Source organism: Tamlana crocina (assembly GCF_012037625.1).
The window spans coordinates 43,911-58,061 of the sequence record NZ_JAAVJS010000009.1; the positions used below are offsets into that span (position 1 = coordinate 43,911).

Here is a 14,151-nt window from a genome sequence, read left to right on the forward strand (position 1 = left end):
TCTTTACAATATGCAGAAAAAACACAAAATTCTATCTGTCGTATTGGTTTTCATTCTCGTAATTATTGTGGGATTTTTTGTTGCTCAATGGAAGATTGGGAAAAAGATTGAGCAGGCCTTGAGCGAATTCCCAAACCATATTCAAATGAGTTACTCCAACTTAGAGGTTAATATTTTATTGGGAAATGTGGACTTAAAATCTTCCAAATGGAAAGTGTATGGGAAAACCACTGGCGAGCTTATTACGCAAGGGCATATTGGCCAAATATCGATTGAAAACCTAAGTTATTGGGATTGTCTTTTTAATGAAAAAATTGCAGTTGAAACACTCCTGATTCAAAATCCGGTGATAAAATATGTTCAAAATAACAAAGTTAAGCAAGCTGATTTTGAACAAAAAACATGGGGCTCATTAACGCAAAAGGTTGAGTTGGGGGAGGTTTTGGTGTCGAAAGCCGATGTTTTGGTGGTAAAAAAAGACAATGATTCTTTGTTGTTCAGTTCACCGAATGTCAATTTGAAAGTGGACGGTTTGAAGTTCCATAAAAATGAAAACAAACCAGTTGAATTTGATGGCTTTTCGGTGGATGCAAAAAACATAAAATACGCTTTGAATGATTATGATGATGTATTCGTTGATTCGTTATCGGTAACAAAAACAGCTTCATTTTTGAACAATGTAAAAATAAAAACCAAGTTCGATAAAGCTGCTTTTAGCCAAGTTGTTGAAACGGAACGCGACCATGTTGATATTCATTTTAAATCGGTTAGCGTAACGGGGCAGGATTTGAAATTGTTGAATTCCTCGGTAGTAGGTATAAATGCAGAACGGGTTAGTGTTGACAAGCCTCATTTTGAAATTTACAGAGACAAATTGGTAGCCGATGATTTAGAGCCAAAACCATTATATGGTAAAATGCTACGGAATTTGAAGTTTAATTTGGGTATCGATACCCTTAACATTAACCAAGGCGCTATTGTTTATTCCGAAAAGGTGAAAAAAGACAATGGTGCGGGCCGCATAAACTTCACAAATTTTAATGCTACTATTGCCAATTTAGGAAATTCTTATAGTTCGGATACAGAAACCCTAATTGAAGTAAATACTGATTTTATGGAAGGGAGTCCGTTGCAAGTTCAATGGCATTTTAAAGTGCAGGACAGCACAGACCGTTTTGTGTTTAAAGCAGATTTGGGGCACATAACAGCAGCTAGCATGAACAGTTTTAGTGAGCCTAATTTAAATACCCGTTTTAATGGCGAGCTGTACCAAACCTTTTTTACTATTGACGGTAATCCCAAGCTGTCAAGCATAGATTTAAAAATAAAGTACGACAATTTTAAAGTGTCTATGCTAAAGGAAGACGGCTGGGAGAAAAAGAAATTTCTATCCGGATTGATCAATTGGTTCATTTCAAACGACAGTAAAGAAAACGAAGATGGCTACAGATATGGCCATGCAGAGCAAGTAGAGCGCGATAAAACCAAATCGGTTTTTAACTTTATATGGCTTAGTATAAGAAGCGGACTGCGTTCGGCCATTGCCAACGATGGTGAAAAGGAAAATTAGCGACTTCAGCAAAATCAAAATACCACATTGCATAATTGTTTATAATTATTAATAAATCTGTCGTTGTAAACGGGCAGCAATGGTTAATTTTAGCTTTTAAAAATAAAATTGATTTTGGAGAAGTATTTAAGCCAGTTGAACGATGCACAGTTAGAGCCCACCATACAAATTAATGGGCCCATGATAGTAATTGCGGGAGCGGGATCGGGGAAAACCCGTGTGCTCACTTACCGAATTGCTTATATGATGAGCAAAGGCATTGATCCTTTTAATATTTTGTCGCTAACCTTTACCAATAAAGCGGCGCGTGAGATGAAAGAGCGTATTTCGCAAATTGTGGGTGCCAGCGAAGCTAAAAACCTTTGGATGGGGACTTTCCACTCGGTGTTTGCCAAAATATTACGTATCGAAGCCGATAAATTGGGGTATCCCAGTAATTTTACGATTTATGATACCCAAGATTCCGATAGGTTGATTCGCGATATTATTAAGGAAATGAACCTCGATAAGGATATCTACAAATACAAGCAGATTCGTTCCAGAATTTCGTCGTACAAAAACAGTTTGATTACCGTTCGGGCGTATTTTCAAAATCAGGAATTAATAGAGGCCGATACCATGGCACGGCGTCCGCGCATGGGTGATATTTACAAAGAATATGTTGAGCGTTGCTTTAAAGCGGGTGCGATGGATTTTGATGATTTATTGTTGAAAACCAATGAGCTGCTCACCCGTTTTCCCGATGTGTTGGCCAAATATCAAAACAGATTTAAGTATATTTTGGTTGATGAGTACCAGGATACCAACCATTCACAATATTTAATTGTTCGCGCGCTTTCCGATAAATTTCAGAACATCTGCGTGGTAGGTGATGATGCCCAGAGTATCTATGCTTTCCGTGGAGCGAACATCAATAATATTCTGAATTTCCAAAAGGATTATGATGATGTAAAAGTGTTCCGATTAGAGCAAAACTATCGCTCAACCAAAAACATTGTTAATGCGGCGAATTCCATTATCGACAAAAACCAAACGAAACTTGAAAAAGTGGTTTGGACGGCGAATGACGACGGTCCGAAAATAAAAGTAAACCGTTCGTTGACCGACGCTGACGAAGGCCGTTATGTGGCCAGTACCATTTTTGATAACAAAATGAACTATCAGCTCAACAACAGCGATTTTGCCATTTTGTACCGTACCAATGCGCAGTCGCGTTCCATTGAAGATGCCTTGCGTAAACGCGATATTCCTTATCGAATTTATGGCGGACTTTCATTTTATCAGCGAAAGGAAATCAAAGATGTGCTGTCGTATTTACGTTTAATTATCAATCCGGCCGATGAGGAAGCTCTAAAACGTGTTATCAATTTTCCGCCACGGGGAATTGGCCAAACAACGGTTGACCGATTGATTGTTGCCGCCAATGGCTATAAGCGCAGCATTTTTGAAGTGATGAAAAATATCGATAAAACCGATATTAAAGTCAATTCCGGTATAAAAAACAAGCTTCAAAATTTTGTAACGCTTATTGAAAGTTATCAAGTGCTGAACCAAACCGCCGATGTTTTTGAACTCGCCGAACACGTTACGAGAACTAGCGGATTAATAAAGGAATTCAATAAAGACGGAACACCGGAAGGTGTTACCCGTATGGAAAATATCGAGGAACTTTTAAACGGTATGAAAGACTTTGTGGAGGGCCAAAAAGAACTGGCCGATGCCACAGGTTCGTTGGCCGAATTCCTTGAAGATGTGGCTTTGGCAACCGATTTGGATAATGAAAAGGAAGATGCCGACCAAGTAGCGCTTATGACCATACACTTGGCCAAAGGTCTGGAATTTCCGTATGTGTTTATAGTGGGCTTGGAGGAGGACTTGTTCCCCAGTGCCATGAGCATGAATACCCGAAGCGAGTTGGAGGAGGAGCGCAGGCTGTTTTATGTGGCCTTAACGCGTGCCGAAAAGCAGGCGTATTTAACCTATGCGCTTTCGCGATACCGTTGGGGAAAACTGGTCGATTCTGAACCGAGCCGTTTTATCGAGGAAATCGACGAGCAGTACCTCGATATTGTAACGCCTATTGAAGAACGCCGTTTCAACCCTATGCTCGATGCCGATATTTTTGGTGATGCGCCCGAACAAACCCGTAGGCCAGACCAAAGCCAAGTGCGCTACAAACCAGCAAAGCAACCGGTGTTTAAAAAGGGCAAAGCAAAAACGGAACCCGAAAAATATCAACCGTCTAAGCCTAAAAACCTAAAGCCTGTTGCGCAAGCCAATGGTAGTGGGCAACAGACCGTTAATTTATCCGATAGCAAATTGGTTGTTGGGAATACGGTTAAACACATCCGTTTTGGTACGGGAGAGGTTTTAAAAATTGAAGGCGCCGGTGCCGATACCAAAGCCGAAATTAAATTTCAGCACGGCGGTGTTAAAAAATTATTGTTACGCTTTGCTAAATTGGAGGTTGTGGGGTAGTGCTAGCTTTACTTAACTGGAGGTGTTGATTTTTTTAACATAAAGGTTTTAGGCTGGTCGCTAAGCAGCAATTTAACTATTAGAATTATTGGTTAAGGCTTGGTATATGGGTGTTGAGCTTTCAATATCATTTTGAACACATAGTTTCAGGTAATAAAGCAAGATTAAATGCCATGCACTTAAAGTACAGGCTACGAATTATCCAAAAACCAAAAAGAAAACAAGGCCAAATTAAAAATGTTGATAGGTACATTGGCGTTGCTGTTTCATTCCGTAAAGAGTATGGAAATTGCAAAAACCATAAATAGATTTTAGGTTAAGAATAAAATCAACCTATTGGCAACTATAAACAGTATACATTCTTTTTTTGAAAATTTATTCTTTAAGAATACTGTTAATCAAATTGGATTTCATTTAAAAGTACCATTTTTGGTTATTCCCAATAAAAAGCAACGGTATTTTCAATAGTTTAATTCTTTGATTAATTTAAGAGGAGAAATCACATTAACCTGATTTATGTCATAATATATGTGTTTAGTATCGAGTAACTTAACGGCAACAACTAACCTAAAAACTAAAGAAATGATTAAGACATTAGATAAAAGCGAATCGGTTGCCGTTTTGGCTTCAAATTATATAGGTAACCTATCCTATATTTACAGAGGCCGCCCCTTTGTTGTACCCATTACCTATTTTTATGATAAAAATACGGGAGTTATTATTAGTTATACCGGCGAAGGACACAAAGTCCGGGCCATGAGGCTCCATAGCCAAGTGTCTTTAGGGGTGTCTGAAATAAAGTCTGTAAATTCATGGAGCTCCATTTTAGCCCATGGTACTTTTAAAGAACTTTCTGGTGCCACAGCAAAGGCCCAATTGCACTTGTTTTCTTTGGGTGTTAAAGACCTTATAATTAATAAGGAACGCCGCAAATTGGATTTTATAAACGAGTTTAGTAGCAAAATTGAAAATGATGATTTGCCCATTGTTTTTGAAATAAAGATAGAAGAGCTAACAGGCAAAATGAGAAACAATTAATTAAACAAATGACCTATGAAATATGTTAGTTTAATCCTTGTGCTGATTGCCTTTATGAACTGTAAATCAGATAAAAAAGATGATTTACCAGTAACCTTTGATGATATAGATCCCCAAGAAAAAATATACATAGGGGACACCTTAAAGTTAGAGGATGCCGATTTGGAAACCAGTAAAGCTATTTCGATTGAGCGTAAACAAAAGCAATTTAGGGAGAAGAAAGACGATAAGGGAGTATTGGAAGGGTTGGTTTTAGAAAAAAACTACCAAGTGGACAAAGATGATTACGTAATTAATTTTAAGTATCCGCAGCTCAACGAATCCTTTAATAAAAAGTATAGTAGTTTTAACGATTTCATCAATAACTATTATGTAAATATTTCTAAAACGGAATCTGAAATTTTACAAGCCAAAGCCTTTTGCGATAGTGTTGGTTCTGTTAAATTTAAGGAAGAAAGGCTTATAGATTATAAAATTTATAGCCTAAACGACGAGCTAATAAGCGTACTGTTTTATAAGGAAAATTTCTATTCAGGCACCTTGTTTCCGAGTTATTCCTTCGATTGTTTTAACTATAATCTCAGTACAAGTGCGTTTATGGATTTCGAAGATTTTTTTGTAGAAGGTTCTGAAGAGGAACTCATTGAAAGCATTAATACATCCATTAAAAATAAAATAGCAAGTGGCGAGATGTACTATGAATGTTGGGAAATAGCTTTTGAGGATTTTATGGCCGCGAAGAATAATTTTGTAATCAACGATTCTATCGTGGAGTTCTATTTTGACGATTGCGTAATCTGCCCATCCTATACCGGAACGTATTCTATTGAAATGCCACTTTTAGAATTACTTCCTGTCCTTAAAAAATATGATACCAACCCGTTGATTCTGTAGCTGGAAATAGCGGAATGTAAAAAAGGGAAGAGGTGGGGTGATATTCTATTGCACCGCAATCATACTAATTTCAACATTCACATTTTTTGGCAGTTTGGCGACTTGTACCGTTTCTCGTGCGGGAGCAGTGGCTTCATCAAAAAAACTACCGTAAACGTTGTTAATTGATGAAAAGTCGTCCATATTTGAAATGAATATAGATGATTTTACCACATTTTCAAAAGTCATATCGGCTGCTTTTAAAATCGCTTTTAAATTCTGCATCACCTGTTGGGTTTCATCTTTAATATTATCTAAAACCAATTGACTTGTTTCAGGATTCAATGCAATTTGTCCCGAAATATAAAGTGTATTGCCAGTTAAAACAGCTTGGTTGTATGGCCCAATAGGAGCAGGGGCCTTTGCGGTAGTAATAATTCTTTTCATTTTCTGCCTTTTTGTAAAGATAAAACAATCCTACAATTGAATATCGGGCTGTCTACGTTTTTCGTATTTTAAGTCTTTTAGCAGACTGGATTTAATACCAATAAAGAAATTCCATGATTTGTAAGATCCGAACGGCGTCCAGCTAAAATTCATTCTCCAGCTCAACAAATCGCGTTCAAAACGGAGTTGGGTAGTGGTGAACCCCAAGTTTTTAAAATCGTAACCCGACGATGCGCCCACCGACCATTTCTCTGATAATTCAATATCGCCCGAAAACATGAGCGAGTGTGACGATATTTCATTCTGTCGCCTTGAATTGGAGTAGTTTACCGCGTAGGCCAACCTCAAGCTCCATGGGATTTTGAAGTTATAAAATTCACTCGGGGTTTTATCTTCGTCTTCCTCTTCGTCCTCATATTGTTGGTTGGAGAAATCTTCAGCGACTCCAAACAAATCATCTGCCCGGCCACCTCCACGAAGGTTTTCCTCAATGTTTTTGTCTTCTCGGCTGCCTGCGCCGTCTTTGCTTGAAAATGACCAACTGGCATTAATATTTCCATTGGTTAAACGGAAAAGGCTTCCACCATTGTTAATGTTGAATTTGTCAATTTTATTGTTATTGTTATCCAACGCGTAAGGGTCTAAAGTCGCACTAAAGTTTATGCTCAACTTGTTTTGGAACAATTGGGTGCCGCCATTCATTCTAACAGGGCTCCATTGCAAAGAATCCCCAGCAAAATTGTACGATGTGTTAAAGTTTAAGTTGTTGAAAATAACCACTTTTTTGGGTTCGGTGGCCGTACTGTCTTTATCTCGAACTTTAGCCTCTAAATTATTGGAAACCGAAATACCCATAGAGCTTGAAAAATTCTTTCCTGGAGTGTTAAAAAGACTCTGTTCAAAACGGGTGTATTCTAACAATTCACGTCTGGTGGTGCCATCGGCGTCAATAACTTCGTCGCCTAGATATGTATCGTAATATTGGTCAAAAGCCGGATTGATGTTGTAACTAATTGACGGACGGATAACATGCCTAATGGCTTTTATCTTTCGGTCTTCGCCTTCTTTTTCAAAGTTTTTGGTACCGTAAATAGTGGTTCCTAAACTGGTACTGAAATTATACGTTCTGAAGGAATCGAATCCGTTTACAGTCTCTATAACTTCGTCATCTTCTTCCAAATCGTAAGAACGATTGATGGTTTTAAAGGTCCACACTTCATTGAAATTGGTGCTGGCACTCATACTAAAATACTTGAACACCTTAAAATTGGTACTTAAGGGGATGGTGTGCTGGAAACCGGCTTTGGCCTCATCAAACATTTCTTTTTTAAAGAATAACGAATCGGTAGTCGATATTCTGTTTTCTCCCCTCAAATTATATTGCAGGTTAATGTTTTGTATCAGTCCTTTTTTGGTGCCTTCACTGGATGCAAAGGGATACATTCTGCCAACACTTCCCTGTAACGTGGGCAGCGTCATGTTTATGGATTGCGTTTGTGTGTTTTGTTGGTGGGTAGCCGTTAAGCTGACATTAACTTGCGGTTCACCCTGAAAGTTTTTTGAGTATGATACCGAAGACGATAGTGTATTGTTCAATCGGTTACTAACATTAACTTGGTTGTTCGATTGTTGGTAATAATTACTACTACCTAAGTTTACTGATGCTGAAAATCTAGAATTGGGACTGGCTTTGGCATCTTGGCTGTGCGACCACCTTAGGTTGTAAATCGTGCTCTTGCTGTAATCGGGAAAACCCCGTTCGCTGTTTATCAAGCTTTCAAACCTAAAACTGAAATTGCCATTAAATCGATAACGCTTTTTATAGGCACTTTCCATTCTTATACCGTAACTACCGTTGGTGTAATAATCGCCCAAAACAGCCAAATCAACATAATCACTAATAGCGAAATAGTAACCACCGTTTTGTAAAAAATAGCCTCGGTTATTTTGCTCACCAAAAGTTGGGATAATAACCCCCGATGTATGCTTTTCACTCTGCGGAAAAAAACCAAAAGGCAAACCCAGGGGAGTAGGTACATCGTAAATAAACAGGTTGGCCAATCCGGTTACAATTTTTTTACCGGGTACAACCTTGGCTTTTCTAAGTTTAATGTAATATTCGGGGTCGTCTAAATTTTCGGCCGTAGTGTATTTGGCATTTTTCAAAAAGTAAACAGAGTCGTTTTCCTTTTTGGTAACCGAAGCAATAACGGTGCCTTCGCCTTGTTCGGTCTTCGAATTATAAATCAGGGCTTTTTGGGTTTCGGTATTAAAAATAATGGAATCGGGCTCTACCACATTGCTGCCTTGTGTAAAAACGGGTTTTTGGGTGTATTCGCCAACACTATCTTTTACTCCTTTGGCGTAAACGGTATTTTTATTGTAATCAATGGTAATATCGCCAGCCGTTATGTTCATATCACCGTAATCGATTCTGGCATTGTTATAAAGGTACAGTTTCTGCTTTTTTTGGTCGAAACGCGTATAGTCATCGGCATGATAGGTTACCGTGTGTTCCAAAAGTTCTTTTTTGGGTTTTATGGAGTCGGTAACCGTGCTATCTTGCTCAATGGCAATTGTTTCTGTTATAGCTGTGCTGTCAGCTTTTATAACAAGTTTTTCTTCCACTACGGGCTTAATGGAATCCTGTTTGGGTTTTATATCTTGGGCGAAGCTTAACGTGTTGATAAACACTGTAAAACTTAATGCAAAAAGTATTTTAAAGTTGTTTGTACGCAACGCTTTTAAATGTATTTTTGTAAAAGTATGGCTCGGTTTTTGAAATGCCAAAATTACATATATTTTTCTGGGATTGATTTAATATTCAATTAAAAATTTAAAATTAAAAACCCCTTTAGTTTTATAGCGAAATAAAGCGGCATTAATGTCCGTTTTAATGATAGCGATACCAACAAAGTGGGTTGTTGAGCTGTTCAAAATGATGATGTACCAAATGAAAACGCACCACATATTACTTTTCGTATCTTTTATAATAGTATTAACATTTTCTTCATTTACCGACAACGGAATAAATGATGACAAAAAATTTGTTGTAGTGCTCGATGCCGGGCATGGCGGTAAGGATTCGGGCAACACGGGTAATGGCTATTTAGAAAAAGAGATTGCTTTAAAGGTGGTTTTGGCAGTGGGAAAAGAACTCGAGAAAAACCCCGATATTGAAGTGGTTTACACCCGAAAGACCGATAAGTTTGTCGATTTGTTTGTTAGAGGAAAAATAGCCAACAAAGCCAAAGCCGATTTGTTTGTTTCGGTACATTGTAACGCGCATGGTTCTTCGGCGCACGGCACAGAGACTTTCGTTTTGGGTACGCACAGAAACAAAACAAATTTTGAAGTCGCCAAAAAAGAAAACTCGGTTATTTTCATGGAAGACGACTATGAAAAAAACTACGAAGGTTTCGATCCTAATTCGCCAGAATCGGTGATGAGTATTCTTTTGAGCCAAGAGGAGTATTTAGATCAAAGTATCTTATTGGCCAGCATTATTCAGGATCAATTCACTAACACTTTAAAGCGTAAAAACCGGGGTGTAAAACAGGCAGGTTTTATTGTATTGCACCAAACGGTTATGCCTAGTGTTTTAATTGAAATTGGTTTTTTAACTTACAAGCAAGAGGGCGCTTATTTAAATTCAAAAAAGGGGCAAAATGAAATTTCTAAAGCTATAATAGGAGCTATTTTGGATTACAAAAACAGCCTCGATAAAAATATAGACCATTTTGAGGTGGTTGATAATTCGCCAGGCGCAGCTGAAACCACCTCGAGTGATATTACTTTTAAAGTGCAAATTGCGGCCAGTTCAAAGTCTTTGGAAACCAAACCCTATAATTTTAAAGGTTTGACTCAAATTTCAAAAACAAAAGAAGGTGGGTTGTACAAGTATTTCTATGGACAATCATCCAGCTACAGCGAAGCGCAACAATTTGAAAATGAGGCCAGAAATAAAGGCTGCGGTTCCTGCTTTATTGTAGCGTTTAAAAACGGAGATAAGATTGCCTTGGTCGATGCACTAAAATCAACCGCAAATTAAAGCCTGTTCTTTTTAAATTTATATTAAATTTGTTTACCAAACACATTTACCTTGAAAATAACAAAAGAAGTCAAAACAGGCATACTCGTAGTTTTAGGAATTTTACTCTTCGTTTTTGGGTTTAATTATCTCAAAGGTCAAAATTTATTCGACAACTCTAAAACTCTTTACACCTCGTATGATAACGTTGAGGGCTTAACGCCTTCAATGCCGGTTACTATCAACGGATTGAGCGTTGGTAAAGTTTCAAATATTAGTTTTAAAGAGGACGGCTCTGGCAAATTGAAGGTGGAATTACTAGTAAGCACAGATTTTCCATTTTCAAAAAACAGTACGGCCGAATTGTATGAAACCGGTCTTATTGGTGGAAAGGCCATAGCTATTGTGCCAGCTTTTGATGGTGCTGAAGAAGCCAAAACAGGAGATGTTTTAGTGGGAAAAACCAAAGACGGCCTATCGGAATTAGTGAATCAAAGGTTGACGCCATTACAGGAAAAAATTGAAAAAATGATGGTAAGTGCCGATGGTTTACTGACCAATATGAATGATGTTTTTGATGAAAAAACCAAAGAAAATTTAAAAACCAGTATTTCTGAATTGAGTTTAACCATTCAATCATTTAAAAGCACGTCAAATGCTTTAAATCAAATAATTGACTCAAATAAAGAAGGTATTTATAGTGTGCTTTCCAATGCCAATAAATTAACCGGAGATTTAGCTATTGTAACGGATAAATTGTCCAATTCCAATTTAGATAAAACCATTTCCGATTTAGAATCTACGTTGTCAAACTTCAACCAGATTATGGAGGGGATGCAAGACGGCGAAGGCACTTTTGGTAAGTTTTTAAAAGACGAGGGACTTTACGATAATTTAGAGGGCGCCACACTGCAATTGGAGCAACTTTTACAGGATATGAAGTTGAATCCAAAGCGCTACGTGCATTTCTCTTTATTTGGGAAAAAGCCTAAACGATACGATGCCGAAGGAAATGAAATTAGGGACGATAATTAACCAACCGTAAATATGAATTATTTGCCTAACATCATTTTTGCAATTTTACTAATACTTGGTATTGGTTATTTTGTCAAAAATGTTAAAAAGCTAATCCGTAACATCAAGCTGGGTAGAGATGTAGATGTTAGCGATAACAAATCAGAGCGCTTTAAAAACATGGCCCGTATTGCATTGGGGCAAAGCAAAATGGTGCGCCGCCCCATTTCGGGAGTTTTGCACGTTATTGTTTATATCGGTTTTATTGTCATTAATTTAGAGGTTTTAGAAATTATTATCGACGGTATTTTTGGCACACACCGAATTGGTTTGCAAATTTTACCTGTTTCGGTTTACGGTACACTGATTGGAATCTTCGAGATTTTGGCCATTTTGGTATTTGTAGCGGTGGTTATTTTTTGGGTGCGCAGAAATATTATAAAACTGGCACGTTTTTGGAAAAGTGAAATGACCACTTGGCCTAAAAACGATGGAAATTTCATTCTCTATTTTGAGATGGTCTTGATGATGCTTTTCTTGGTGATGAATGCCACCGATACCGCATTTCAGGAACTCAATTCAGGTAATGTGGTGAGCCAGTTTATAGCGCCTTGGTTTGGTGGGTTGCCAGAATCTACGTTGCACTTTATCGAACGAGCCGCTTGGTGGTTGCACATCGTTGGTATCCTTGTTTTTTTGAATTACCTGTATTTTTCAAAGCATTTACATATTTTATTGGCATTCCCCAATACGTACTACGGAAAATTACAACCCAAAGGACAACTTAATAATTTAGAGGCTGTAACCAACGAGGTTAAAATGATGATGGATCCCAATGCCGATCCGTTTGCTGCGCCAGCGGAAGGAGAAGAAGACGATGTGCCAGAAAAGTTTGGAGCCAGCGATGTGCAGGATTTAAATTGGGTGCAATTGTTAAACGCCTACACGTGTACGGAATGCGGGCGCTGTACTAGTGAATGTCCAGCAAACTTAACCGGAAAGAAGCTGTCGCCACGAAAGATAATGATGGATACCCGCGATCGATTGGAAGAAGTGGGGAAAAATATCGATGCCAATAACGGTGAGTTTAAAGACGACGGCAAGCAGCTTTTAGATGATTATATTACACGAGAGGAACTTTGGGCTTGTACTACCTGTAATGCCTGTGTAGAGGCTTGTCCTGTTAGTATTGATCCCTTATCTATTATTTTAGAGATGCGTCGCTATTTGGTGATGGAACAGAGTGCTGCTCCAGCCGAATTAAATAATATGATGACCAATATTGAAAACAATGGCGCGCCGTGGCCTTATAACCAAATGGATCGATTAAAGTGGAAGGATGAATAAGGTCATTCCCTTAAAAATTGAATAGTTTTAATTAAGCAAACGATTATGAGCGATACACTTAAAGTACCCACAATGGCCGAATGTATGGCAGAAGGGAGAAAACCTGAAATATTATTTTGGGTGGGTTCCGCAGGTAGTTATGATGATCGGGCAAAAAAAATAACTAGGGCTTTCGTAAAAATTTTGAACAAAGCCAATGTCGATTTTGCCGTTTTGGGCAGCGAAGAAAGCTCGACAGGCGATGTTGCCAAACGTGCTGGCAATGAATTTTTATTCCAAATGCAGGCTGTTGCCAATATCGAAATACTAAATGCTTACGAGGTAAAGCGTATTGTTACGGCTTGTCCACATTCATATAATACAATAAAAAACGAATACCCGGGTTTGGGTGGCGTTTACCAAGTGCAACACCATACACAATTTATTGAAAAACTCATTCAAACAGGTAAATTAAAAGTTGAAAGCGATAGTGCGTTCAAGGGCAAACGCATTACGTTCCACGACCCCTGTTATTTAGGGCGTGCCAATGAGGTTTACGAAGCGCCAAGGGAGTTGCTTAAAATGTTAGGTGTGGAATTAACCGAGATGAAACGCAATAGACGCACAGCTTTGTGTTGTGGTGCCGGTGGTGCTCAAATGTTTAAAGAACCCGAAAAAGGTGATAAGGATGTTAACGTGTTGCGAACCGAAGACGCCTTAGAAACTAACCCCGGAATTATTGCTACAGGATGTCCGTACTGCAACACGATGATGACCGATGGCGTGAAAGCTAAGGAGAAAGAAAGCGACATAAGTGTTATGGATGTGGCTGAGATTATTGCCCAGTCGCAAAACTTATAAATGCCAGTTCGAAAATAAGAAAAAAATGTTAGTAGATTTTAATATATTACCGGAAGAATCACGAATTTGGATTTACCAAGCGAACCGGTCATTCACTCCAGAGGAAATTCAAGAAATTGAAGAGAAACTAGACACCTTTATTGAAAACTGGACAGCGCATGGTAGTGATTTAGATGCAGGATACTCGATTAAATATAAGCGATTTATAATCATTGGATTAAACCAAAACTTGAATAAAGCAACAGGCTGCTCGATTGATGCTTCAGTGCATTTTATTCAGCAGTTGGAGAAAGATTATAATGTCGATTTAATGGACAAAATGAACGTATCTTACAAGCAAGGCGAGTACGTGGCTTACAAGTCATTGGTCGATTTCAAAAAAATGGCAAAAGACAAAGCGGTATCTAAAAATACCATTGTATTCAATAATTTAGTCACTAATATTGCCGAGTTTAAGGAGAGCTGGGAGGTACCCGCTTCCGAAAGTTGGCACAGCCGTTTTTTAAAGTAAAAA

Annotated in this window: 11 protein-coding genes; 9 read left to right on the plus strand and 2 right to left on the minus strand. The window is 38.2% G+C overall.

Features of this window, described 5'->3' with window-relative positions:
• Window positions 1–10: 10 nt before the first annotated feature.
• The 4 genes from HC176_RS07955 to HC176_RS07970 all read left to right on the plus strand — a co-directional run bounded on the left by HC176_RS07955 (window position 11) and on the right by HC176_RS07970 (window position 5,980).
• Window positions 11–1,570 (plus strand): AsmA family protein, encoded by a 1,560-nt coding sequence (locus HC176_RS07955; RefSeq protein WP_167917666.1) that lies wholly within the window; start codon window positions 11–13, stop codon window positions 1,568–1,570.
• A 114-nt stretch (window positions 1,571–1,684) separates the two neighbouring features.
• Window positions 1,685–4,048: an ATP-dependent helicase gene (locus HC176_RS07960; protein WP_167917667.1), complete on the plus strand. Its 2,364-nt coding sequence runs from the start codon at window positions 1,685–1,687 to the stop codon at window positions 4,046–4,048.
• Window positions 4,049–4,630: 582 nt separating this feature from the next.
• Window positions 4,631–5,086, plus strand: a complete 456-nt coding sequence (locus HC176_RS07965) for a pyridoxamine 5'-phosphate oxidase family protein (protein ID WP_167917668.1) — start codon at window positions 4,631–4,633, stop codon at window positions 5,084–5,086.
• A gap of 15 nt (window positions 5,087–5,101) precedes the next feature.
• Entirely contained in the window at window positions 5,102–5,980 is an 879-nt protein-coding gene (locus tag HC176_RS07970) for an RsiV family protein (protein ID WP_167917669.1), read from the plus strand.
• A 45-nt stretch (window positions 5,981–6,025) separates the two neighbouring features.
• Here the strand turns inward: HC176_RS07970 and HC176_RS07975 are convergent, their stop codons facing one another.
• Together HC176_RS07975 and HC176_RS07980 are read right to left on the minus strand one after the other, a co-directional pair.
• Window positions 6,026–6,406 (minus strand): RidA family protein, encoded by a 381-nt coding sequence (locus HC176_RS07975; RefSeq protein ID WP_167917670.1) that lies wholly within the window; start codon window positions 6,404–6,406, stop codon window positions 6,026–6,028.
• Between the two features lie 30 nt (window positions 6,407–6,436).
• Complete coding sequence (locus HC176_RS07980; RefSeq protein WP_167917671.1) at window positions 6,437–9,196, minus strand: putative LPS assembly protein LptD; 2,760 nt, start codon at window positions 9,194–9,196, stop codon at window positions 6,437–6,439.
• Window positions 9,197–9,359: 163 nt separating this feature from the next.
• Here HC176_RS07980 and HC176_RS07985 point away from each other — a divergent pair, with 163 nt between their 5' ends.
• Genes HC176_RS07985 through HC176_RS08005 form a run of 5 tightly spaced genes read left to right on the plus strand, consistent with a single transcriptional unit; the run spans window position 9,360 to window position 14,148 of the window.
• Window positions 9,360–10,457 carry an N-acetylmuramoyl-L-alanine amidase gene (locus tag HC176_RS07985; RefSeq protein WP_167917757.1) on the plus strand — a complete coding sequence of 366 codons (1,098 nt, stop codon included), beginning with the start codon at window positions 9,360–9,362 and terminating at the stop codon, window positions 10,455–10,457.
• Window positions 10,458–10,508: 51 nt separating this feature from the next.
• Window positions 10,509–11,471 carry an MlaD family protein gene (locus HC176_RS07990; RefSeq protein WP_167917672.1) on the plus strand — a complete coding sequence of 321 codons (963 nt, stop codon included), beginning with the start codon at window positions 10,509–10,511 and terminating at the stop codon, window positions 11,469–11,471.
• Between the two features lie 12 nt (window positions 11,472–11,483).
• Window positions 11,484–12,797 carry a 4Fe-4S dicluster domain-containing protein gene (locus HC176_RS07995; protein ID WP_167917673.1) on the plus strand — a complete coding sequence of 438 codons (1,314 nt, stop codon included), beginning with the start codon at window positions 11,484–11,486 and terminating at the stop codon, window positions 12,795–12,797.
• A gap of 45 nt (window positions 12,798–12,842) precedes the next feature.
• Entirely contained in the window at window positions 12,843–13,637 is a 795-nt protein-coding gene (locus HC176_RS08000; RefSeq protein ID WP_167917674.1) for a (Fe-S)-binding protein, read from the plus strand.
• Window positions 13,638–13,662: 25 nt separating this feature from the next.
• Entirely contained in the window at window positions 13,663–14,148 is a 486-nt protein-coding gene (locus HC176_RS08005) for an ABC transporter ATPase (protein ID WP_167917675.1), read from the plus strand.
• Window positions 14,149–14,151 lie beyond the last annotated feature (3 nt).